Consider the following 23,594-nt stretch of genomic DNA (forward strand, 5'->3'; position numbering starts at 1 on the left):
ACCGGGGACCGGGTGGTCCGCGGCCGGCCAGGCTGTGGGGGTGGCGTGGCTGGTGTGCGGCGGGGCAGGCGGGGTGGGCGGGGTGTGGTGGAGCGGGACTCAGCCGTGCGGCTCGTCCGGGTCCACCGGGTCGCCCGGCCGGGCCGGATCGGCCAGGACGTAGCCGTCCTCGGCGCGGTGGGCGCGCGAGCGGCGCAGGTCGGCGAGGACGAAGGTGCGCTGGAGCCACCGGTCGGTGCCGTCGAAGCGCGGGCTGAACGCGGTGCGTCCGTGCACGGTGATCCGGTTGTCGACCACGGCCAGGTCGCCGGGTTCCAGCCGGACGGTCCGGGCGGTGCGCTCGAAGGCGTCCTGGAGCTCGGCCAGGGCGGCCGCGGCCCGCTCGGTCAGCGGCTCGGTGGCGGCCATGTCCACCCGCAGGTCCGGGTCCTCGGGCGCGCCGCCGAGCACCGGGTGCGGTGCGGGGGTGCCGTCGGTGGAGCCGAAGGAGGGCGGTGCGGCGGTGCGGAACTCCGGCCGCCGCAGGTCCGCCCGGGTCCGCTCGTCCAGCAGCGGCAACACCTCGCGCACGCAGGCGGTGCGCAGTCCGGCGAGCCCGTCCGGGTCGGCGCGCAGGCAGAGCAGCATGACGAAGTCCGGGCGGTGCGGGTGGAAGGCGTTCTCGTTGTGGAAGGTGAGCAGCACCGAGCCGGCGTTGCCCTGGAACTCCTCCTGCCCGGGCACCGGGACGACGTCCTGCACCAGCGCCCCGGTCTTCTCGGGGCGGAAGGCGGCCGGGTCGCCGAGCCCGCACGCGGCGAGCATCAGCACCGCGGCCGGGACGGTGGCGGTGCGCTGCACCGAGCCGCCGGTCAGCGGGGTGCGGCCGAGCGCGGACGCGGCGACCGGCAGGCCGCGCACCAGCAGGGCGCCGCCCGCGCCGGGGTCGCGGCGGAAGGCGCGCAGGGTGCGGCGGAGCCGGGCGGGCAGCTCCTCCCAGCGGTCGCGGACCGCGGCCACCCAGGCCGGGTCGTCGACGAGGCCTTGCGGTGGGGCGCAGAGCAGCGCGGCGACCTGCTCGGTCGCGGTGCGCTCGGCTCCGGTCAGCACCAGGTCCGGTGCCGAGATGTCGATGTCCGGTGCAACCGGCACGGGTATCGGCCTTTCTCGTGGTCGTCGCGGGACGGGCGTCAGGGGCGGGCGGTGTCGAGCTGTGCGGCGTCGAGCTGTGCGGCCACCACGGCCCACAGGCTGCCGACGGTCTCGAACGCCTCCCGGTCCAACTCCTCGTCGGGGATGGCGATCCGGTAGGCCTCTTCGAGCCGTACCAGCAGCTCGACGGTGGCCATCGAGTCCAGTCCGGCGGTCCGCAGCTCGCGCTCGGCGGGCAGCGGGCGCTCCTCGGCGAGGCGCGGCAGCAGGTCGGTCAGGACGGCCTCGTACCGCTCGTCCCAGGGGGCGGTGGTGGTCATGGTGTTCAGCTCCTTGCGGGGCGACCCGGAGGGGGTCGCGGTGGTGGTCGCGGTGGTGGTCGGTGCGATGGGTGCGGTCGTGGTCCGGCCGGCCCGAGTGGCCGGTGGAAAGAGGGGGCCGGGGTCAGGCCAGCGGCTGGCGTTCGAGGACGAGGCGGTCGGCGCTGACCACCCGCCCGTCCCGGACGGTGATCTCGGCCGGGGCCGGACGGCTGAGGAAGCCGAGCAGGCTCGCGGTGGCGCCGTACGCGCCGACGTTGGGCACGGCCAGCAGCTCACCGGCCCGCGGCGGGACGGTCTCGGCGGCCCGGCTGATCACATCGGCGGGGGTGCAGAGCGGCCCCACCAGGGCGACCCGCCGGGCCGGTTCGGCACCACCGGTCCCGGCGTCCGGCCCGGCGTCCGGTCCGGCCTCCGCTCCGGTGTCCGGCCCGGTGCCGGTCAGGCGCAGCGGTTCGGCGCGCAGCGACGGCAGTCGGCCGACCCCGGAGAGCCCGCCCAGGTGATTGATCCCGCTGTCCAGCACGCCGTACGTGGTGCCCCGGCTCTCCTTCACCTCGGTGACGGTGCAGATCAGCCGCCCGCTGTCGCCGACCAGGTACCGGCCGGACTCGAAGGCCGGCTCCAACCGGTCCCGCCAGCCCGGCAGGTGCTCGTCCAGCGCGGCCGTCAGCGGCTCGCGCAGCTCGTCGTAGCGCGGTCGTTCGCCCGGTGCCGCGTACGGGCAGGCGAAGCCGCCGCCGAGGTCGAGCAGCCGCAGCGGCACGCCCCAGTGGGCCTCCAGTGCGGCGGCGGTGCGGATCGAGGCGACCGCCTCGGCGAGCAGCCCCTGCGGGTCGCCGGCGTTGGTCAGCGGGAAGAAGTGCAGCCCGCACAACTCCGTTCCCTCCACCGTCAGTTCGGCGAGGTCCGGCAGGCCGTCGGTGATGTCGTGGCCGAACTGGGAGGCCCCGCCGGTCATTCGCAGGCCGACGCCCGCGCCCGCCCCGGCGCCGTTGATCCGCAGCAGGCAGCGCGCGGTCACGCCCAGGGCCCGGGCCTCGGCGCCGACCCGGCGCAGGTCGGCCGGCGACTCGACGGAGAAGGTGCGCACCCCGGCGGCCAGGGCCGTGCGCAGCTCCCCGGCGGTCTTGCCCGGGCCGCCGTAGAGGCAGTCGGCCCCGTCGAAGCCGGCCGCGAGCGCGGCGGTGAGCTCGCCGGTCGAGCAGATCTCCGGGCTGCAGCCGGCCAGCCGCAGGGCGCGGACCAGCTCGGGGTGCGGGTTGGCCTTCAACGAGTAGTAGAGGCGGGAGTGTTCGGGCAGGGCCGCCCGCAGGTCGGCGGCGGCCCGGGCGACCCGGTCCAGGTCGTAGACGTACAGCGGGCTGCCGTAGCGGCGGACCAGGTCGGCCGCCAGCTCGTCCTGGTCGGCCGTCCGCGCGGGCGCGGGGGAGTGGTCAGTGCGCATCGTGCTCCAGCGCCTTCCGGTCGATCTTGCCGTTGGGGGTGAGCGGCAGCCGGGCGAGGATCCGGCAGCCGGCGGGCACCTTCGCCGGTTCCAGCCGCTGCTCCAGGCCCTCGATCACCGCGCGCTCGGTCAGGCCGTCCTCGCCGGCGACGACCAGGCGCAGGTCGAGCCCGTCCCGGGGCGGCAGCGCGGCGGCGGCCCGGACGCCCGGTACGTCCAGGGCGGCGGCCTCGATCTCCGGCGTCCCCATCCGCACGCCGCGCCGCTTGAACTGGTCGTCGAGGCGCCCGGCGAAGTAGAGGTGGCCGTCCTCGTCCAGCCGGCCGTGGTCGCCGGTGTGCAGCCTGATCCGCCCGGTGCGCGGGTCGGGGCGGTAGCGGCGGGCGGTGAGGTCGGGCGCGTTCCAGTAGCCGGACATCACGTGCGGGCCGCCGACGACGATCTCGCCGACCTCGCCCGGTGGCAGCGGGTGGCCCCGGTCGTCGAGCACCTCGACCGTGGTCCCGTCCAGGGCCCGGCCCACCGAGCCGGGGCGTTCGCGGTCGACGTCCGGCTCCGCCACGGTCACCCGCTTGCACTCGGTGATCCCGTACATCGCCACCACGGCCGAGCCCGGGAAGCCGGAGCGCAGCGCCTCGATGGTCGAACCGGCGAGCGCCGCACCGGTGTTGGTGAACAGCCGGACGTGCTCCGGCGGGGTGCCGCGGGCCGCGAGCCGGCACAGCAGCTCGGCCAGCGAGGGCACCACCGGCACCACGGTGGCCCGGTGTTCGCGCAGCGCGGTCAGGGTCCGCACCGGCGCGCTCGCGTCGGTCAGCACCAGCGCGGAGCCGCCGATCGCGGCCAGCAGCAGCTGGTAGAGGCCGTAGTCGAAGGAGAGCGGCAGCGCGGTGAGCACCACGTCGTCCGGCCGGTAGCCGAGCCGACGGGCGATCGCGCGGGCGGCGAAGACCACCTGGCGGTGGGTGCAGACCACGCCCTTGGGCGCGGAGGTGCTGCCCGAGGTGTAGATCAGCTGGGCGACGGCGTCGGCGGACGGGCGTACGGCATCGGTTCCGTGCTCCATCACCCCGTCGTCCGCCAGCAGTTCGGCGGGCGTGGCCGCCCGGGCACCGCAGGCGGCGACCGCCGCGCGGACCGGTTCGGCCTCGGCGGGGTCGAGCACCACCACGGTGGGTGCGGCGTCCGCCAGCACACCGCGCAGCACGAAGGGCTTCAGCTCCGGGTTGAGCGGCACCGCGACGGCGCCGGCCCGCAGCACGCCGTAGTACAGCGCGACGAACTCCCGTCGGTTGCCCAGTCGCAGGACCACCCGGTCCCCGGGCCGGACGCCGCGGCCGCGCAGCCGGGCGGCCACCGTCCGGCTGGCGTCGGCCAGTTGGGCGTAGCTCCAGGCGCCGCCGTCGTCCCGGACGGCCGGGGCGTCGGGGCGGACGGCGGCGGTCGCGTCCAGCAGGTCGACGACCAGGGTGCCGTCGTCGGCCGCAGCATCGGCGGGTGCGTCGGCGGGGAACGCCCCTGCGGTCACGGAGGTGTTCACGAGCACCAGCCCGCGGGGTCGGTGATCTCGACGACCGCGCTGGTGCAGCTGTAGCCGGTGCCCCCGCCGACCAGCAACACCCGGTCCCCGCCGTCCAGTTCGCCGGTCTCCAGCAGCTCGTTCAGCCCGGCGACGTGGTCCCCGGCGCCCAGGTGGCCCACCTCGCGGCAGAACTCCCAGGTGGAGCGCCGCTCGTCGACGCCCAGCTGCTGTTCCAGCTGCCACTGCATCCGCTGGTGCCCGGTGGCGTTGAGCACCACCCGGGCGATCCGCTCGATCGGGGTGTCGGCCTCGGCCAGCGCGGCCCGGATCGACTCCGCCGCCACCTCGGCGGTGCGCAGCGTCGCGGCCCGCAGGTTGCGGTGCTCCCGGAAGTGCTCCTCGGTCCGCGCGCCCAGGTCCACCGGCCGGTCGGCCGCGTCCGGGCCGGGCCGGAACCCGGTGCCCCGGGCCAGGCCCTCCAGGGAGTTGTCCACCCTGGTGGCGGTGGCGAGCAGCCGGCCGACCGCGTGCTCGGGCGAGGTGCTCAGCACCAGCGCGGTGCCGCCGTCTCCGTAGACCATGCCGCGTTCGGCCCGCCAGCGGTCGAAGGCGGGCGGGGCGAAGCGGTCGGCGGTGGTCAGCAGTACCGCCTCGTCCCGGCCGGGTTCGGCGGACCGGAGCTGCCGGGCCGCCAGCTCCATCCCCGACAGGCCGGCGTTGCACTGCTGCAGCAGGTCGAAGGCGGGCACCGCCGGGCCGACCGTGTGCTGCGCCACGTAGGCGGCGGCCGGCCACAACTCGGCGCCCTGGAACCACAGGTAGCTGTGGAAGACGGTGCCGACGTGCTCCGCCGAGCGGCCCGACCGGCGCAGCGCGGTGCGGGCGGCGCGGACCGCCATCTCCGGCGCGGCGAGGTCGTCCGGCCCGCCGGTGGTGGCCGCACTGACCGAGTCGATCCGGTTGACGGCGTGTTCCCCGGCGTCGTACGCACCGGCCGCGACCGCGTCCGCGGCGTTCGCGCGGTCGGCCAGCCAGACACCTGTGCCGGCCAGGTACACCTGCTCCCAGCGCATGTCCCTCCGATCTCCGGCCCCATGGCAGCGCTCTGCCGGGGCGACTGTCGGTGACGATGCTTCCGTCCGTCGCCTGCCGCGCGGTTGCCCTCCACTGGCGCCCGGTTGGCGGTCGGCTGGTGTCCGGCTGACGGCGCGCGGGCGGCCGGCTGACCGCCCGGGGCGGTGCCGCTGACGGCCCACCGGGCGGCCACTGGCAGCCCACTGACGGCCCGCTGACGGCCCACTGACGGTCCACTGAACGTCCGCTGACGAGCGTGGGCACGCCGGTGCCCGGCCCCGCGTGGGCGGGACCGGGCACCGGGAGGGGCGGGGACTCAGTGGGTGGGACTCAGGGGGTGAGGTTCAGCCGGTGGCGGGCGGCGGCGTCCACCGCCGCGGTCCCGTACGGCCAGGCGAGGCTCTCGCCCCTGGCCCACGGGCCGGTCTGGTCCGTGTAGTTGTCGGAGGTCGCGTGGCCGGAGGCCCCGGTCAGGTTGATCCAGCGGGAGCGGTCGAAGTCCGCCAGGTCGACCACCATCCGCATCGAGGGGACCCAGATCACGTCGTACCCCTTCTGCGGGTCCCAGCCGTTGGCCAGCACGGTGTCGGTGCCGCCGCCGACGCCGACCGGGTCGGCGTTCAGCAGCCACTGCAGGGGGGCCGGGCCGGCGGTGCCCAGGGTCGGGTTCTCCAGCGTCAGGGTGTGCAGGGCGCCCCAGCGCCACTTGGCGGGCTGGTCGCCCAGCCGCTTGAGCAGGTCGGTGGCGGCCTGGTCCATGGCCCGGCGCAGCATCGCGTCGCGGCCCTGGACGGAGGGGTCGGCGGTGCTGGTCCACCAGAGGCTGTCCGGCTTGTCGAGCAGGCCGCGCACCACGTCGAACCAGCGGCCGCCGCCGTCCGGGTAGGCGTAGCTCTTGACCCCGGCCCGGCTCAGCCGGTCGGTGAACGCCTCCTTGAGCAGTTCGCGCCAGACCGCGTTGAAGTAGGCGGCCGGTGCCGAGTCGGCGCCCTGGGTGAAGTCCCAGCCGCGCAGCAGCTCCTGGGCCGGGCGGGTGCCGTCGGCGACCTGGACCTGGAGCAGGTGGGGCACCAGGGTGGCGGCGTTGCCGTTCCAGGTGTCCTGGGTGATCCGCTCCATCGCGGCGACGTCCAGCTTGCCGCCCTGCTCGATCAGGTCGGCGATCCGCTTGCTGCGGTAGCCGGTGCCCCAGTCGCTGCCGATCAGGTGCGGGTAGTTCGGGCCGACGACCGCGTTGTTGGCGGTGACGATGTAGCCCTCGGGCGGGTTGAAGCTGGTGGGCAGCTGGTCGAAGGGCAGGTAGCCGGTCCAGTCGTAGGCCCCGGTCCAGCCCGGGACGGGGCGGCGGCTGTCGCCGGCCTTGCGGACGGGGATGCGGCCGGGTGTCTGGTAGCCGATGTTGCCGGCGGTGTCCGCGTAGATCATGTTCTGCACCGGGGAGGCGAAGACCGCGGCGGCGGCGCGGAACTCGTTCCAGTCCTTGGCCCGGTCCAGGGCGAACAGGGCGTCCACGGTGGGGGCGGGGTCGAGCGCGGTCCACTGCATGGCCACCGCGTAGCCGTCCTGGTCGCCGTGCGCCGGGACGTCCGGCACCCGGCCGTGGTCGGCCACCTCGCCCGCGGACTTGAGCACGTCCGAGATCAGCGGGCCGTGCAGGGTGGAGCGGACGGTCAGGTCGACCGGCCGCCCGCCCGCCACCTTGATCGTCTCCTGCCGGACGGTCAGCGGCAGTTGCTTGCCCTCGTGCTCGTACTCGGAGCCGCTGACCCGCTCCACGAACAGGTCGGAGTCGGCGGCGCCGAGGTCGGTGAAGCCCCAGGAGATGGTGGCGTTGTGGCCGATCACCACGCCCGGCATGCCGGCGAAGGTGAAGCCGCTGACGTCGTAGGCGCAGTCCGGGCCGATCGTGGTGCAGTGCAGACCGACCTGGTACCAGACGCCCGGCAGCGACGGGGTCAGGTGCGGGTCGTTCTCCAGCAGCGGCTTGCCGGTGGTGGTGCGGCTGCCGCTCACCACCCAGGAGTTGGACCCGATGCCGGTGCCCTGGGGGCCGAGCACGGCGGCCAGCACGGTGCGCACGCGCGCGCTGTCGGCCAGCGCGGCCGAGGCCGCGGCGGGGACGCCGGGCGCGGGGTCGGCGGGCGCGGGGTCGGCGGGCGCAGCCGGGGTGGCCGGGGTGGCCGGGGCGGCGGGGGCAGCCGGGGCCGGGTCGGCGACGATGGGCGCCCAGCGCTGGTAGTCGTAGCCGGGGAACAGGTCGTCGGACGCCCCGTCCGGCAGGTCGGCGGGCAGCATCGCGTGCTGGAACTGGTCGATCATGCCGGTGTTGAGGTTCCAGGCCATGGTCTTCAGCCAGGAGACCGAGTCGGCCGGGGTCCACTGCTCCGGGCGGTAGTCCCCGGAGACGAAGCCGAGCACCGGGTACTCCACCGACAGCTCGGCGCCCTGGTGCTTGGCGAGGTAGGCGTTGACGCCGTCGGAGAAGGCCCGCAGGTACTCCTGGGTCTGCGGCGACAGCATCGTCACCTCCTGCTCGGCCACCCGGCGCCAGCCGAAGGTGCGGGCCACCTTGTCGGTCTGCACCTCGCTGGGGCCGAACATCTCGGCCAGCCGGCCGGCGGTGACGTGCCGCTGGACGTCCATCTGCCAGAACCGGTCCTGCGCCTGGGCGTAGCCCTCGGCGAGGAAGAGGTCGTGGGCGTTGTCGGCGTAGATCTGCGGGATGCCGGAGGCGTCCCGGACGATCCGGGCCCCGCCGTGCAGGCCCGGCACGGTGGTGCCGCCGGACAGCTGCGGCAGCGAGCGCCCGACCGTCCAGTACGCGTACCCGGCCAGGCTGCCGGCCGCCAGCAGGACCAGGGCGGTGAGGACGATCGCGGTGCGCTTGAGGATCCGCAGCACGCGCCGGCGCCGGGTCGGCGGTGCGGGTGCGGGAACGGGAACAGGGTCGGTTGCCGGGTCGGCGGCCGGGGCCAGGGTGCCGGAGGGTTCGGGCCCGGCCTCCGGAACGGGTTCGGCGGCCGGGCGCGGATCGTCCGGCGCGGCGGTGTCGGTCTGGACTGTCACGGGGCGGTGCTTCCTTGTCTCGACGGGGATCCGGGCATGGCGAGCGCCGCCGTGCGCAGGTGGGCGGGCAACGAGCGCACGGCGGCGGGGAGCGGAGAGCGAACGAGGGGGGACGGGCGACGGGGAGGTCCGGGTGGCTCAGCGGGCCAGTCGGGCGCCCGCGTCGGTCCAGGGACCGTGGGCGAACGCGCGCGGTGCGGGCCCGGCCGAGCCGGTGCCGACCAGGGCCAGGTGCGGGCGACGGGTCGCCAGCTCGGTCCGGTACGGCGGGGTGTCGTGGGCCGGCGCCGCGTCCGGCGCCGGGTGGACCGGGTGGACCGGGGCGAGGGCGAGCGGGTCGGGGCGACCGGCGAGGATCGCCTCCTCGATCCCGCGCAGCTCCGGCCCCGGCAGCAGGCCGAGGTTCTCGGTCAGGGTGTGCCGGGCCCGCTGGTAGGCGGCGAGCGCGTCGGCCTGCCGGCTGCCCCGGTAGAGCGCGATCATCAGCAGGGCCCAGAGCCGCTCGCGGTACGGGTGCTCGGTGGTGAGGACGAGCAGGTGCGGCACCAGCCGGGCGTGGCCGCCGAGTTGGAGCGCGAGCTCGGCGTGCTCCTCGACCGCCGCGAGCCGCAGCTCCGCGAGCCGGGCCCGCTCGACGTCGAGCAGCGGGCCGCTGACCCCGGTGAGCGCCGGTCCGGCCCAGGAGTCGAGGGCGGCGGCCAGGGTCCGCTCGGCGGCCTCGGACCGTCCGGCCGAGCGCAGCGTGCGGGCGTCGGCCACCGACTGCTCGAAGCGGCCGAGGTCGTACTGGGTGGGACCGATGGAGAGCCGGTAGGAGGCACCGACCCGGGTGAGGATGCCGCCGGCGGCGCGCGGTGCCCGGGCGGGCTCGAAGAGCCGGCGCAGCTTGGAGACGTACGCCTGCACCAGGTTGGCGCCGTCCGCGACGGTGGTGTCGCCCCAGATCCCGTCGATCAGCTGGTCGCGGCCGACGGGCGAGCCGGCGCGCAGCAGGAGGACGGCGAGCAGGGCGCGTTGGCGCGGGGCCCCGAGCGGGATCTCGGTGCCGTCCCGCCAGCCCCGGACCTCACCCAGCAGTTCGAAGCTGAGGCCGTCCGTGGTGGTGGTCGGAAGGAGGGGAGTGGTCATGGCAGCCTCCGCCGAGCCGGGCGTGGTGTGGTGGGCTCGGACGCAGTCGTGGGAACCGGGACGGGGAGTGGGACGGGGAGCGGGACGGATCAGGCGGCCTGGGCCGGTCGGAGCGGACCGGGGGTGTGGCGGGCCCGGGCGGGCCGGCGCCGGTTCAGAACTGCCAGCCCATGTCGTCGGTCTGCGGGTTGCCCTTGGGGTTGCCGACCTGCGGGGCGGCCGCGCCTGCGGCCTGGGCCGCGGCCGTGACCGTGCCGCGGTCGGACGCCGCGCCGGCGGCGCCCTCGGCGAGCCCGGCGCCGAGGCCCAGGACGACGGCGGCGGCGGCGAGGGCGGAGACGAGACGGAGCTTCTTGGCGGCCATGGTGACTCCTTTCGGGCATGGGGATGCCCGGTGGCTGAGGGAGGGGTGGTGGCGAGGCGGCGGTTGGTGCTGCTGCTCGCCGCGCTTCGACGAGATCGATTCTGCCGGGCTCGCAAGCCGGTTGTCCCGGCTCTCGGGTGACACGATCTGCCGTTGGCATATCTGTGTCAGGGGGCTCCGGCCGGACTGTGCCAGTGGCTCCGGCCGGACGGTGCCGGCGGTGCGCCGACTACAGGACGTCCACTAACCACCCTGTCATTTCAGGGGTTTCGGCGATCGCCCGGGCGCAGACCGCCAGGCACAGGGCGCGGGCCGCGTCCATGCTCGGGGCGATCGCGAACAGCACGCCGCGCGCACCGGCGCGCGACTCGTGCACCCGGAGGTGCTCCGGGCCCTCGTGGAGCAGGGCGGCGGCGCGCAGGGCGGCGGTGACCGTGCCGTCGGCCGGAACGGGCGCGGCGCGTGGGCGGTTCAACGTGAAGGGGATGACGAGCACGCTGCAACGATGGGGGAAGCGGGGAGCCGATGGGGCGGCTATCCGTCGGCACGTTCTTGCCATGGCGCGCCTGTGCCAGTCGGAACGTCCGGAATCCCACCGTGCGTCCCGTTCGGGGAGGGCCGTTCGCCTCTTGTCGGCGGCCCGTTCGCGGGCCGTTCCCGACCCCGGCCGATTCCCGGAGTGTGGCGGGTTACCGCTGGTCGGGGGGTGTCTGGGTGTTCCGGGGCGGTGGTATTTTCTGGTCTGGACCTGACCAGAAGCTCGCTCGGGGCGACGGGTCCGACACAGTGCGTGCGCGAACCACGGGCAGGGTTCGCGACGCAGCCCGTCTCATGGCCGGGGGGCCGATCGCATGCTGACCACGCTGGGACTCTCACAACAGGCCGAAACCCTCTACCGCTTGATGTTGAGTCAGCCGACCTGGGGCGTCGCCCGTATCACCGAGTCGCTCGGCTGGGTCGAGGCCGAGGTGCGGGCCGCGATGGACGAGCTGGCCGACCAGGAGCTGATCCGTCCCTCCTGGGAGGGCGGCGGCGCGATGCGCACGGTCAGCCCGAAGGTGGCCTTCGAGGCGCTGATCGCCCGCCGGCAGGCCGAGATCGCGCGCAAGCAGCACGAGATGGAGTCGAGCCGGGCCGCGATCGCCGGACTGGTCGCCGAGTACTCCATGCTGCGCCCGGAGGAGGGCAGCGGCGGCATCGAGCACCTGACCGGCCTGGACGAGATCCGGGCCCGGCTGGAGGAACTGGGCGCCCAGGCGCACAGCGAGACCCTGTCCTTCGCCCCCGGTGGCAAGCAGACCCCGGAGAACCGCGCGGCCAGCCGTCCGATCACCCGGACCCTGCTGGACCGCGGGGTCAAGGTCAAGACCATCTACCTGAGCAGCATCCGCAACGACCCGGGCAGCGTCGAGCACGCCAACTGGCTCGCCGAGCACGGCGGCGAGACCCGCACCACCAGCGTCCTGCCGATGCGGATGCAGATCGTGGACCGCGAGGTCGCGATGGTCCCGGTCGATCCGGAGGGCCTGACCCTGGGCGTCGCCGTGATCCGCGAACGCGGCGCGGTCGCCGGGCTGTGCGCGCTCTTCGACCAGGTCTGGGAGCAGTCCGAGGTGCTCGGCGCCGCCCCCGTCACCCCGGCCGGCGAGATCACCCCGCAGCAGCGCGAACTGCTGCGGCTGCTGTCCGCCGGCCTCACCGACGAGGCCGCCGCGCGCCGGCTCGGCGTCTCGCTGCGCACCGAGCGCCGGATGATCACCGACCTGATGGAGCAGTTCGACGCCCAGAGCCGGTTCCAGCTCGGCCAGCGGGTCACCGAGCGCAACCTGCTCTGACCTCCCCGCCGGATGCGGTGGGGAGGTCGGCCGACGGTGTGCCGCGCGCGGCGGTCAGCCGGCGACGGGCCGAGCGGGGCGGCCCTCGCCCACGGCGACCGGGGCGCCGGGGAGGCCGACCTCGGCCCGGACCGCGGTGACCTCGGGCCAGCGGAGGGCGACCGACCCCCAGGTCAGGCCGCCGCCGAAGGCGGTCAGCAGGACGCGGTCACCGGCGGCCAGCCGGTCCTGACCGGCCGCCCAGGCGAGGGCCAGCGGGATGGAGGCCGCCGCGGTGTTGCCCACCTCGGCCAGGTGGCAGACGATCCGCTCGGTGGGGACGCCCAGACGTCGGCCCACCGCGCGCAGGATCCGTGCGTTGGCCTGGTGGCCGACGAACGCGTCGATCTGCTCCAGCGGCCAGCCCACCGCCTCGGCGACGCCGCGGGCGGAGCGCGTCATGGTCTCCACCGCCCGGGTGTAGACCTCCTTGCCGACCATCTGGAAGTAGCGCGAGGCCTCGTCGACGACGGGGTGCGGGGCCCGCGACCCGCCGCCGGGGACGGTGATCAGTTCGGACCCGCCGCCGTCGCTGCCCAGTTCGGCGTGGAGCACCTCGCCGGGGTCGCCGGCCGTCCCGCGTTCCAGCACCACGGCCGCCGCCCCGTCGCCGAACAGCACGGCGGTGTTGCGGTCGGTCGGATCGATGATGGTGGAGTAGGTCTCCGCGCCGATCAGCAGCACGCTGTCGTAGCGGCCGGAGCCGATCATCGCCGAGGCGACGTCGAGCCCGTAGACGAAGCCGGAGCACACCGCCGACAGGTCGAAGGCCGGCACGCCGGTCATCCCCAGCCGCGCGGCGATCTGCGGGGCGGTGGCCGGGCACGGCTGGTCGGGGGTGGTGGTGACCAGCAGCACCAGGTCGCAGCCCCGGCGTCCGGCCGACTCCAGGGCGGCGGCCCCGGCGGCCGTGCCGAGGTCGCCGGTGCTCGTCCCGGGCCCGACCACGTGTCGTCGGGCGATCCCGGTCCGACTGAAGACCCAGTCGTGCGAGGTGTCCAGGACCCGGGACAGGTCGTCGTTGGTCACCACGTCGGGCGGCAGGCAGCTGCCGATGCCCGTGACGACGGCACGGTCGGCGGGCATCTCTCGGGGTCCCTCCGGACGGGCGGTCACGCTGGGTCGCCGACCGGGACGGCCGCGGGCTCCGGCCCGTCGACCGGCTGCACCGTGGCCTTCGCGAGGTGGCGCTCGGCGAAGTCGGCGTGGGCGATCGGGGCGGTGACGAGGGCCTCGGGCACGTCGAGCACCTTGAGCAGGTCCGCGGCCTCCAGCGGTGCCGCGCCCTCCTCCGCGTGCAGGTCGGCGATCCGCAGGAACTCCTCCTGGGTCAGCACGCCGGCCCGCAGCGCGGTCACCCCGTGCTCCAGGACGCAGCCGGCCGCGTAGTGCCGCAGCAGCGCCTGTCCGGTGCCGGTCGGCTCGTGCTCGGCCCAGTGGCCGAGGGCGAGGGTCTGGTAGACGGCCCGGGACCAGGCGGTGCTGGCCGCGCCGGGGCCCTCGCGGTCGACGTCCGCCAGCAGCTGCTCGCAGACCGCGCGCATGATCTCCAGCAGTCGCGGGGCGCCCCGGTCGGTGCGGACCGCGGCGTCGAGCAGGGCGGCCAGCGCCGTGCGCTCGCGCAGGGCGAAGCGCGAGGCCTGGTAGCCGAGCACGGTGTTGTCCCCGCCGAAGGTCACCGCGATCTCGTAGTCGTGCTGCAACGGCGAGATCTGGTTCAGCCGGTGGTAGCCGAGGCCGCCGCACAGCTCCCGGGCGTCGGCGAGGGTGTGCCGGGCGTCGCCGGTGCTGCCGGTCTTGCCGCAGGCCACCAGGGCGTGCAGCAGCCGGTCCTCGGACGGGGCCCGGCCGTCGTCGTGGCGGTCGACCGCGACGGCGGTCAGCGCCTCCAGCGCGTGCTTGGCCGCGGTGGCCCGGCCCGCGGCGGTGCGCAGCCGCATCCGGTAGTGGGGGTGGCTGAGCAGCGGGCCGCCGAACGCCTTCTTGCGGTCGGCGAAGCGGACGGTCACGGCGCAGGCGAGCCGCTGGGCCATGCCCGACCCGGCGGTCGGGAAGAGTCGCTCGTGGGTGAAGGTGGCCAGGCACTCGTCGAACCGGCGGTAGCGCTTGAGCGGGGAGTGGTACCGCCCCTGCTCGTCGATCCGCGCCCAGCGGCTCATCAGGCCCGACAGCGGCAGGACGTACCGGTCGAAGCCGATGATGCCGGTCTGGTTGGCCTCGACCCCGCCCTTGGGCTCGGCGCCGCGGACGGTGACGCCCTCGATCAGCCGGCCGTCCGCCCGCAGCGGCACGCGCAGCCAGTGGTGCCCCTCGTCCCGGCCGTCGACGACGACGCGGGACAGCACCATGGCGACGTCCCCGGTGTACAGGCTGTTCCCGATCCAGATCTTGCTGTCGGCGGGCTCCGGGGTGTGCAGCACCAGGCTGCGGTCGGCGTGCCGGTAGGTCGCGGTGGTGCCGATCCGCTTGAGGTCGGAGCCGGCGTGCAGCTCCGAGGCCGCGAAGCAGTAGACCTTCGCCATCCGGTCGATCTCGGGCCCGTACTGCGCGAGTTGGTCGGGATCGGCGTGGCTGAGCAGGGCGTCGCCGGCGATCTGGTGCGAGACGAGGACGTTCGCCAGCGAGGCGTCGTAGGCGCCGATCCAGCCCATGGTGCGCAGGAAGTCGGCGAACTCGCCGGTGTCCCCGCGGCCCAGCCACAGCGAATTGGCCGTGACACCGGCGGAGTTGAGCATCCGGGCCCGGTGCAGCGTCTGCAGGCTGTAGGCGTGCAGCCCCTGCTCGGCGGGCCGGACCTCGGCGAAGTCGGGCTCGGCGAGGAGGCGGGTCAGCGCGGTCACGCGCGTGTCGGTCATGTCGGGTCCCATCGATCGACGGCGGCCGGGGCGCTGGCACCCGGCCGCCGGGAGGGTTCGGCGCTCAGTTCCCCAGGACCAGGGCGGAGTTGGTGCCACCGAAGCCGAAGGAGTTGCTGACCACCACGGAGGGCGCGACGCGGCGGGGCGCGCCGAGCACGAGGTCCAGCCCGGGCAGCTGCGGGTCCACCGTCTCGGTGTGCGCCACCGGCGGCACCACGCCGTCCCGGAGGGCGCACAGGGACAGCACGGCCTCGATCGCGCCGGCGGCCCCCAGGGTGTGGCCGAGCACGCCCTTGTTGGAGGTGACCGGCGGGCGGTGCGGGAACAGCCGGGCCAGCAGCTCGCCCTCGATCCGGTCGTTCTTCGGCGTCGAGGTGCCGTGGGCGTTGACGTGGTCGACGTCCTCCGGCCGCAGGCCGGCGTCCGTGAGCGCCTGCCGCACGGCGGCCTCGGCCTGGGCGCCGTCCGGGCGGGGGTCGGTCGGGTGGTGGGCGTCGGTGGTGCAGCCGTACCCGAGGACCCGGCCGAGCTCCGTGGCCCGGCGGCGGGCCGCGGCCTCGGGCGTCTCCAGCACGAGGGCGGCGGCGCCCTCGGAGATGACGAAGCCGTCGCGGTCGGCGGCGAACGGCCGGGAGGCGCGGGCGTCGGCCCGCTTGGACAGCGCGCCCATCCGGGCGAAGCCGGCCACCACGACCGGGACCACCGCGGCCTCGGTGCCGACCGCGATGACGGTGTCGCAGGCGCCGGTGCGCAGCAGGTCACGGGCGATGCCGATGGCGGCGGCGCCGGAGGCGCAGGCGGACACCACGGTGTGGCACGGGCCGTTGACGCCGTAGCGGGACGCGATGGTGCCGACGGCCATGTTGGCCAGTGACCGCGGGTGCAGGTAGGGGGTGACCCCCTCGGGCCCGCGCGCGGCGTACCGGTCCTGGGCGGCGCTGAGGGTCCCCACGCCGCCGATCCCGGTGCCGACCACCACGCCGACCCGGTTCCCGTCCCAGGCGGCCGGGTCGAGCCCGGACTCCTGGATCGCCTCCTCGACGGCGACCAGGGCGTAGCGGATGAACGGGTCGACGTGCGCGGTGCCCTTGCCCTTGAGGACCTCGGGCCCGAAGGTCGGCACCCGCAGGCAGAAGGGGGCGCCCGCGCTCTTCGCCGCCTCGTCCTCGACCGCGAGGTCGCGCGGCTCCAGGACGGTCCGCCAGGTCTCCGGCACGCCGATCCCGGCCGGGGTGATCAGCCCGGCCCCGGTGACCGCGGCCGGAAAGGGGTGGATCATGCCACGCCCACGCCGGACTGCACGAGCTCGACCAGCTCGGCGAAGGTCATCTTGCCCAGTCGGCTCTCCTCGGCGGAGATGTCGACCCCGAACTGCTCCTGGAGCAGGGTGATGAGCTCGACCGCGGCGAGCGAATCCAATTCGAGGGAATCGAGCAGCGCGTCGGGGGTGATCTGGTCGGCGTCGACCTCCAGGTCGTCCACCAGAATGCCGCGAATGGCGAGTGACAGGTCGTCAGTCATTCAATTCACCCCGTAAGAACAGTATTTGACTTGGAACCAGAGGGACCCTATCACGCCCCCTCGAAGACCTTCCGGACAAATCCCCCCAGGGGTACGGGCGTTATCCTGTGATCGACACCACGTTGCCGGAAACCGCCGCCGGGGGCCGGACGGTGCCGCCCGACTTGTGAAGTCCTTGTACGGGCCCGCCCCCCGCCCGCCCGCCGCGGCGGTGCCCTGCAGTAGTCTCGGGGTCGGGGGGATGACCAGCCGGGCCGTCGTGCGGCCCGGCCGAGCCGTACGCCTTCCCGTCGGCAGTAAAGACGGTGTGACCTGCTGATGTTGAAGCGGGCTCAAACCCGAACACGATTGACTCGGTCGCTGACTGGTGCTTAGCATCCGGGGCGGGCGGGTGACCTGGGACATTTTCACGAGTGCTGCGCAGTCCTGCGCGACCGGGGGCAACGGAACTCCCCGGAGGATTAATGGGGGATTCTCACGGTGTTCGCCGAATCGCATTCTGCTGCCCTCCCGCTGTCCGCGGCCCAACAGCGCGTCTGGTACGCCCAGAAGCTGAACCCGGCGAGTTCCCTCTACAACATCAGCGGATACGTCGAGTTGCGCGGCGCACTCGATCCCGAGCTGTTCGAGCACGCACTTCGGCATTCCGTCGACGCGGCCGAGGCACTGCACGTGCGTTTCGTCGAAGAGGACGGCACCCCCCGGCAGTTCGTCCGGTCCGAGCGCGACTGGCGGCTCATCGTCCACGACCTGACGGCGGACCGGAATCCGCTCCGGGCCGCGCTCGACCTGATGGCCGCGGACCTCGCCGAGACCACCGACCTTGCCGCCGGCCCGCTGTTCACCCAGGTCCTGTTCGCGCTCGCCCCGGACCACCACCTCTGGTACACCCGGGTCCACCACATCGCGACCGACGCCTACGGGTTCAACCTCGTGGTGCAGCGGGTCGCCGCCTGCTACACCGCGCTGGCCGAGGGCGCCGAGGTCCCGCCCGCGGAGTTCGCCCCGCTGGACGCCTTCCTCGGCGAGAGCGAGCGGTACGCCGCCTCCGAGCAGAGCCGCAAGGACCGCGCCCACTGGCTCGACCGCTTCGCCGACGACCCCGAGCTGCTGAGCCTGCCCGACCGCGAGCTCGGCCTCTGGTCCGAGGCCCGGCGCTCCACCGAGCAGGTGGAACCGGAGCTGGTCGCCGAGCTCAAGCGGCTGGCCGCCGAGGCCCGGACCACCTGGCAGGTCACGCTCACCGCCGCGGCCGCGGCGTACCTGCGCCGGTTCACCGGCACCGAGGACGTGGTGCTCGGCTTCCCGGTCACCGGCCGCCTCGGCGGCATCATGCAGGCCACCCCTGGGATGGCCTCCAACGTGCTGCCGCTGCGCCTCGACGTCCGGGCCGGGGCCTCGTTCGCCGACCTCCAGCGCACCGTCGCGCGCGAACTCCGGGCCCTGCTGCGCCACCAGCGCTACCGCGGCGAGGACCTGCGCAAGGACCTCGGGCTCGGCGCCCACTCCCGGCGGATGTTCGGACCCGCCGTCAACTTCCTTCCGCTCCAGCCCGGTCTGCGCTTCGGCGACTGCCCGGCCGAGATCCACAGCGTGCCGAGCGGCCCGGTCGACGATCTGACCTTCGCCTTCGAGGGCGGCGGCGAGGGCGCCGGGCTGCGGCTGCGGGTCGCCGGCAACGCGTCCGCGTTCGCCGCGGACGAGATCACCGACCACGGCCGCCGGTTCCTGATCTTCCTGCGGGCGCTCGCCGCCGAACCCGCCCGCCCGGTCGGCCAGTTGGAGGTGCTGGGCGCGGACGAACGCCGCCGGGTGCTGACCGACTGGAACCCCACCGCCGAGGGCCTGGCCGCCGGCACCCTCACGGCCCGGTTCGAGGCCCAGGCCGCCCGCACGCCCGAGGCCGTCGCGCTCACCTGGCAGGACACCGGGCTGACCTACCGGGAGCTGAACGAGTGGGCCAACCGGCTCGCCCACCGGCTGATCGCCCGCGGCGCCGGCCCCGAGGACCTGGTCGGCCTCGTGCTGCCGCGCTCGCCGGAGCTGGTGGTGGCGATCCTGGCGGTCCTGAAGGCGGGGGCCGGCTACCTGCCGATCGACCCGGACGCCCCGCGGGCACGGATCGACGCCGTGCTGGCCGAGGGCCGTCCGGTGCTCGTCCTGGACGGCCCGGAGGCGGTGCGGGACACCGACGGCGCCCCGGCCACCGACCCGGTGGACGCCGACCGGCGCGCGCCGCTGCGGCAGGACCACCCGGCCTACGTGATCTTCACCTCCGGTTCCACCGGCAAGCCCAAGGGCGTGGTGATCCCGCACCGGAACGTCACCCGGCTGTTCTCGGCGGCCGACCGCGACTTCGACTTCGGCGACCAGGACGTCTGGACGCTGTTCCACTCCTACGCCTTCGACTTCTCGGTCTGGGAGCTGTGGGGCGCCCTGCTGTACGGCGGCCGGCTCGTCGTGGTGCCGCACGCGGTGTCCCGCTCGCCGCAGGACTTCCTGGCCCTGCTGTCCGAGCAGCGCGTCACGGTGCTCAACCAGACGCCGTCCGCCTTCTACCAGCTGATCGAGGCCGACCAGCAGAACCCCGACACCCCGCTCAGCCTGCGCTACGTCGTCTTCGGCGGGGAGGCGCTGGCCCCCGGCCGGCTCGGCGCCTGGTACGCCCGGCACCCGGAGGACCGGCCGACGCTGGTCAACATGTACGGGATCACCGAGACCACCGTGCACGTCACCCACCGCGCGCTGGACCGGGCGGGCGCCGCGACCGACACCGGCAGCACCGTCGGCCCCGCCCTCGCGGACCTGCGGGCCTACGTCCTCGACTCCTCCCTGCGGCCGGTGCCGCCCGGCGTCACCGGCGAGCTCTACGTGGCCGGCGCCGGGCTGGCCCGCGGCTACCTGGGCCGCCCCGCGCTCACCGCGGACCGGTTCGTCGCCTGCCCGTTCGGCCCGGCCGGCGCGCGGATGTACCGCACCGGCGACCTGGCCCGCTGGTCCCCGGACGGCGCGCTGGTCTACGAGGGCCGCGCCGACCACCAGGTGAAGATCCGCGGCTTCCGGATCGAACTCGGCGAGATCGAGGCGGTGCTGTCCCGCCACCCGCAGGTCGCCCAGGCCACCGTCATCGCCCACCAGGACCGGTCCGGCGACAAGCGGCTGGTCGCCTACGTGGTCGCCCGGGGCGCCGGGGGCGCCCTGGACGCTTCGGAAGCCTCGGACGCCTTGAACGCCTTGGACGCCGCCGAACTGCGCGCGTACGCCGCCCGGGCGCTGCCCGGCTACATGGTGCCCGCCGCCGTGGTCCTGCTGGACGCCCTGCCGCTGACCACCAACGGCAAGCTCGACCGCCGGGCCCTGCCCGCGCCCCGGTTCGAGGCCGAGGCCGTCGGCCGCGGCCCGCGCGACGCCCGGGAGGAGGCCCTCTGCGGGCTGTTCGCCCGGGCCCTCGACGTCGACCGGGTCGGCATCGACGACAGCTTCTTCGACCTCGGCGGGCACTCCCTGCTGGCCACCCGCCTGGCCGGCCTGATCCGCGCCGAACTCGGCCTGGAACTCCCGCTCGGCACCCTCTTCGAGGCCCCGACCGTGGCCCAGCTGGTCGACCGGATCGCCGAGGCCGAGGCGGCCCGCCCGGCGCTGCGGCCGATGCCGCGACCGGACGCCGTGCCGCTGTCGTTCGCGCAGCAGCGCCTGTGGTTCCTGCAGCAGATCGAGGGCGCGGACCCGACCTACAACATGCCGCTGGCCCTGCGGCTCGACGGCGAGCTGGACCGGGAGGCGCTGCGGGCCGCACTGGACGACGTGGTCCGCCGCCACGAGTCGCTGCGCACGCTGTTCACCGAGACCGACGGGTCGGCCCGGCAGCAGGTGCTCGACCCCCGCGCGCTGCCCCTGCCGGTGACCGCCGCCACCGCGGCGGAGCTGCCCGGCCTGCTGGCCGCGGCCGCCGCCACCCCCTTCGAGCTGCACCGCGAACTCCCGCTGCGCGCCTCGCTGTTCGCGCTCTCCCCGACCGAGCACGCGCTGCTGCTGGTGATGCACCACATCGCCGGCGACGAGTGGTCGATGGCACCGCTGGCCCGCGACCTGGGCACCGCCTACGCGGCCCGGCTGGCCGGCACGGCCCCCGACTGGCAGCCGCTGCCCGTGCAGTACGCGGACTACACGCTGTGGCAGCGCGAGCTGCTCGGCGACGAGGAGCGCCCCGACAGTCCGGCCGGCCGCCAACTGGCCTTCTGGCGCGAGACGTTGGCCGACCTGCCGGAGGAGCTCCCGCTGCCCGGCGCCGGTCCGCGCCCGGCGGTCCCCGGCCGGCGCGGCGAGGCGCTGCCGGTACGGTTCGACGCCGAACTGCACCGCGCCCTGGCCGAGCTCGGCCGGGAGCGCCGGGCGACGCTCTTCATGGTGCTGCAGGCGGGCCTGTCCGCGCTGCTCAGCAGGCTCGGCGCGGGCACCGACATCCCGCTCGGCACCGCGCTCGCGGGCCGCACCGACCAGGCCCTCGACGAGCTGGTCGGGTTCTTCGTGAACACCCTGGTGCTGCGCACCGACACCTCGGGCGACCCGGGCTTCGCCGAGCTGGTGGACCGGGTGCGGACCGCCGACCTCGCGGCCTTCGCGCACCAGGACCTCCCGTTCGACCGCCTGGTCGAGGTGCTCAACCCGAGCCGGGCGGCCAACCGGCACCCGCTGTTCCAGGTGATGCTGGTGCTGCAGAGCACCGCCGCCTCCGAGCTCGGCCTGCCGGGTCTGGAGGTCCGCAAGGAGCAGATCCACCCCGGCGGGGCGAAGTTCGACCTGTCGCTCAGCCTGGCCGAGACCCGCGACGCCGACGGCGCCCCGGGCGGCCTCGAAGGCTACGTCGAGTACAGCACCGACCTGTTCGACCGGGAGACCGTCGCCACCCTGGTGCGGCGCCTGGAGCGGCTGCTCCTCGCGGTGGTCGCCGACCCCGCGCGCGCCATCGGCGCGGTGGACCTGCTGACCGAGGGCGAGCACGACCTGCTCACCACCGGCTGGAACGACACCCGCCGGGAGGTCCCGGCCCTGACGGTGCCGGCCCTGTTCGAGGCACAGGTCGGCCGGACGCCGGACGCGCCCGCCGTCCTGTTCGGCGACACCGCGCTGTCGTACGCCGAACTCGACCGCCGCGCCAACCGGTTGGCCCGGCTGCTGATCGGCCGGGGCATCGGCCCGGAGTCCGTCGTCGCGCTGATGCTGCCCCGCTCCGCCGACCTCGTGGTCGCGATGCTGGCCGTGCTCAAGGCCGGCGCCGGCTACCTCCCGGTCGACCCCGAGTACCCCGCCGAGCGCATCGCCTACCTGTTCGAGGACGGCGCCCCCGCGCTCACCGTCACCACCGCGGCGCTGGCCGCCGGCCCGCTGCCGGCCGGCACGGCGCACATCGTGCTCGACGCCGACGAGTCGGCCGGCCTCCCGGACCACGACGTCCGGGACGAGGACCGCCGGGCCCCGCTCCGGCTCGGCCACCCCGCGTACGTCATCTTCACCTCCGGCTCCACCGGCCGGCCCAAGGGCGTCGTCGCCACCCACCGCGGCGTGGCCGGCCTGCTCGCCGCCCAGCGCGACCGACTGGTCGTCGGCCCCGGCGACCGGGTGCTCCAGTTCGCCTCGTTCAGCTTCGACGCGGCGTTCTGGGAGCTGGTCATGGCGCTGCTCTCCGGCGCCACCCTGGTGGTCGCCGAGCCGGACCGGCTGCGGCCCGGCGCCCCGCTGGCCGAGCTGGTGGCCGCCCACCGGGTCAGCCACCTGACGCTCCCGCCGACCGCGCTGGACGTCCTCGCACCCGAGGACCTGCCCTCGGTGCGCTCGCTGGTGGTGGCCGGCGAGGCCGCCTCCGGGAACCTGGTGGCGCGCTGGTCGCCGGGACGCCGGCTGGTCAACGCCTACGGCCCCACCGAGACCACCGTGTGCGCCACCATGAGCCAGCCGCTGCACGGCGACGAGCGGCCGCCGATCGGCGGACCGATCGGCAACATGCGCGCCTACGTCCTGGACGAGCGGCTGCGCCCGGTCCCGGTCGGGGTGCCCGGCGAGCTGTACGTGGCCGGCGACGGCCTCGCCCGCGGCTACCTGCGGCGGCCGAGCCTGTCCGCCACCCGCTTCGTCGCCTGCCCGTTCGGCGAGCCGGGCGAGCGGATGTACCGCACCGGCGACCTGGCCCGGCGCCGGGCCGACGGCACCCTCGAATACCTGGGCCGCACCGACGACCAGGTGAAGGTGCGCGGCCACCGCGTCGAGCTCGGCGAGATCGAGTCCGCCCTGGCCGCGCGGCCCGGCGTGGCCGCGGCCACCGTGGTGGCCCGGACGGACCGGGGGGCCGGCCAGCTGGTCGCCTACGTCGTCCCGTCCGACCCCGCCGTGGCCGCCGACGCCCCGGCCGCCGACACCCTGGCCGCGGACCTGCGGGCCGACCTGCGTCGTCGACTGCCGGAGTACATGGTGCCGGCGGCTGTGGTGGTGCTGGACGTGCTGCCGTTGACGCCGAACGGGAAGGTGGACCGGAAGGCGCTGCCGGTGCCGGATTTCGGTGCGGTGGTGTCGGGTCGTGGGCCTCGGACCGCGCGGGAGGAGGTGCTGTGCGGGGTCTTCGCGGAGGTGCTGGGCCTGGAGCGGGTCGGTATCGATGACGACTTCTTCGAGCTGGGCGGGCATTCGCTGTTGGCGACGCGTCTGGTGAGCCGGGTGCGTGCGGTGCTGGGTGTGGAGTTGCCGTTGCGGGCGTTGTTCGAGACGCCGACGGTGGCGGGTCTGGTGGGTGCGGCGGGTGAGCCGGTGCGGGTGCCGTTGCGTGCGGTGGAGCGCCCGGAGCTGGTGCCGTTGTCGTTCGCGCAGCAGCGTCTTTGGTTCGTGAGTCAGTTGGAGAGTGCCGGCGCGCTGTACAACATGCCGGTGGTGCTGCGGCTTTCGGGTGCGGTCGACGAGGCTGCGCTGCGGGCGGCGCTGGGTGATGTGGCGGGCCGTCATGAGTCTTTGCGTACGGTGTTCGTGCCGGTGGACGGTCGGGCGCGTCAGGTGGTGCTGGGTGCCGGGGACGTCGAGGTGCCGTGGAGCGGTCGACGGGTCGACGGCGAGGGCGAGTTGGCCTCGGCGGTGCGGGGGGCGGTGACGGCCGGGTTCGACCTGGCGGCTGAACTTCCGCTGCGGGCAAACCTGTTCACGCTGGACGACGCGGATCATGTGCTGGTGCTGGTGCTGCACCACATCGCGGGTGACGGCTGGTCGATGGCGCCGCTGGCCCGCGACCTGGGCACCGCCTACGCGGC

15 protein-coding genes are annotated in these 23,594 nt (G+C 75.0%); 2 read left to right on the plus strand and 13 right to left on the minus strand.

Features of this window, described 5'->3' with window-relative positions; all coding sequences use genetic code 11:
- Positions 1-99: 99 nt before the first annotated feature.
- The 9 genes from ACIP4P_RS43610 to ACIP4P_RS43650 all read right to left on the minus strand — a co-directional run bounded on the left by ACIP4P_RS43610 (position 100) and on the right by ACIP4P_RS43650 (position 10,548).
- The gene (locus tag ACIP4P_RS43610; RefSeq protein ID WP_350515234.1) at positions 100-1,131 is read right to left on the minus strand and encodes a clavaminate synthase family protein; all 1,032 of its coding nucleotides are present in this window, start codon (positions 1,129-1,131) and stop codon (positions 100-102) included.
- A gap of 38 nt (positions 1,132-1,169) precedes the next feature.
- Positions 1,170-1,451, minus strand: coding sequence for a phosphopantetheine-binding protein (locus ACIP4P_RS43615; RefSeq protein ID WP_400929620.1), 282 nt, complete (start codon positions 1,449-1,451; stop codon positions 1,170-1,172).
- A 124-nt stretch (positions 1,452-1,575) separates the two neighbouring features.
- The gene (locus ACIP4P_RS43620) at positions 1,576-2,898 is read right to left on the minus strand and encodes a type III PLP-dependent enzyme (protein WP_400929623.1); all 1,323 of its coding nucleotides are present in this window, start codon (positions 2,896-2,898) and stop codon (positions 1,576-1,578) included.
- On the minus strand, positions 2,888-4,438 hold the full coding sequence (locus ACIP4P_RS43625) for a class I adenylate-forming enzyme family protein (protein ID WP_400929626.1): 1,551 nt from the start codon (positions 4,436-4,438) through the stop codon (positions 2,888-2,890). The genes ACIP4P_RS43620 and ACIP4P_RS43625 overlap by 11 nt, the downstream gene beginning before the upstream one ends.
- Positions 4,435-5,493 (minus strand): ketoacyl-ACP synthase III family protein, encoded by a 1,059-nt coding sequence (locus ACIP4P_RS43630; RefSeq protein ID WP_400929629.1) that lies wholly within the window; start codon positions 5,491-5,493, stop codon positions 4,435-4,437. Before ACIP4P_RS43630 ends, ACIP4P_RS43625 begins: the two co-directional genes overlap by 4 nt.
- Positions 5,494-5,824: 331 nt before the next feature.
- Positions 5,825-8,560, minus strand: a complete 2,736-nt coding sequence (locus tag ACIP4P_RS43635; protein ID WP_400929632.1) for a penicillin acylase family protein — start codon at positions 8,558-8,560, stop codon at positions 5,825-5,827.
- Positions 8,561-8,698: 138 nt separating this feature from the next.
- Positions 8,699-9,688 carry a BTAD domain-containing putative transcriptional regulator gene (locus ACIP4P_RS43640; protein WP_400929635.1) on the minus strand — a complete coding sequence of 330 codons (990 nt, stop codon included), beginning with the start codon at positions 9,686-9,688 and terminating at the stop codon, positions 8,699-8,701.
- Between the two features lie 154 nt (positions 9,689-9,842).
- Positions 9,843-10,052 carry a hypothetical protein gene (locus tag ACIP4P_RS43645; protein ID WP_400929638.1) on the minus strand — a complete coding sequence of 70 codons (210 nt, stop codon included), beginning with the start codon at positions 10,050-10,052 and terminating at the stop codon, positions 9,843-9,845.
- Positions 10,053-10,281: 229 nt separating this feature from the next.
- Entirely contained in the window at positions 10,282-10,548 is a 267-nt protein-coding gene (locus ACIP4P_RS43650) for a hypothetical protein (protein WP_400929641.1), read from the minus strand.
- A 403-nt stretch (positions 10,549-10,951) separates the two neighbouring features.
- Between ACIP4P_RS43650 and ACIP4P_RS43655 the strand changes: the two genes are divergently transcribed.
- A complete protein-coding gene (locus ACIP4P_RS43655) occupies positions 10,952-11,887 on the plus strand; it encodes a helix-turn-helix transcriptional regulator (RefSeq protein ID WP_350515243.1) in 936 nt (311 codons plus the stop codon).
- A 54-nt stretch (positions 11,888-11,941) separates the two neighbouring features.
- On the opposite strand, the gene ACIP4P_RS43660 is transcribed toward ACIP4P_RS43655, so the two are convergent.
- The 4 genes from ACIP4P_RS43660 to ACIP4P_RS43675 form a co-directional block, all read right to left on the minus strand.
- Positions 11,942-13,012, minus strand: a complete 1,071-nt coding sequence (locus ACIP4P_RS43660) for a beta-ketoacyl-ACP synthase III (protein WP_400929644.1) — start codon at positions 13,010-13,012, stop codon at positions 11,942-11,944.
- A 26-nt stretch (positions 13,013-13,038) separates the two neighbouring features.
- Positions 13,039-14,781, minus strand: a complete 1,743-nt coding sequence (locus ACIP4P_RS43665; RefSeq protein WP_400929647.1) for an acyl-CoA dehydrogenase family protein — start codon at positions 14,779-14,781, stop codon at positions 13,039-13,041.
- 64 nt (positions 14,782-14,845) lie between these two features.
- A complete protein-coding gene (locus ACIP4P_RS43670) occupies positions 14,846-16,063 on the minus strand; it encodes a beta-ketoacyl-[acyl-carrier-protein] synthase family protein (RefSeq protein ID WP_400929650.1) in 1,218 nt (405 codons plus the stop codon).
- Positions 16,060-16,305 carry a phosphopantetheine-binding protein gene (locus ACIP4P_RS43675; RefSeq protein WP_350515247.1) on the minus strand — a complete coding sequence of 82 codons (246 nt, stop codon included), beginning with the start codon at positions 16,303-16,305 and terminating at the stop codon, positions 16,060-16,062. The genes ACIP4P_RS43670 and ACIP4P_RS43675 overlap by 4 nt, the downstream gene beginning before the upstream one ends.
- A 480-nt stretch (positions 16,306-16,785) precedes the next feature.
- Here ACIP4P_RS43675 and ACIP4P_RS43680 point away from each other — a divergent pair.
- Positions 16,786-23,594, plus strand: a 6,809-nt coding sequence (locus ACIP4P_RS43680; protein ID WP_400929654.1) for an amino acid adenylation domain-containing protein, incomplete at its 3' end; no start/stop codon positions are given.

Origin of the sequence: Kitasatospora sp. NPDC089509 (genome assembly GCF_044749365.1) — a bacterium.
Taxonomy (GTDB): domain Bacteria; phylum Actinomycetota; class Actinomycetes; order Streptomycetales; family Streptomycetaceae; genus Kitasatospora.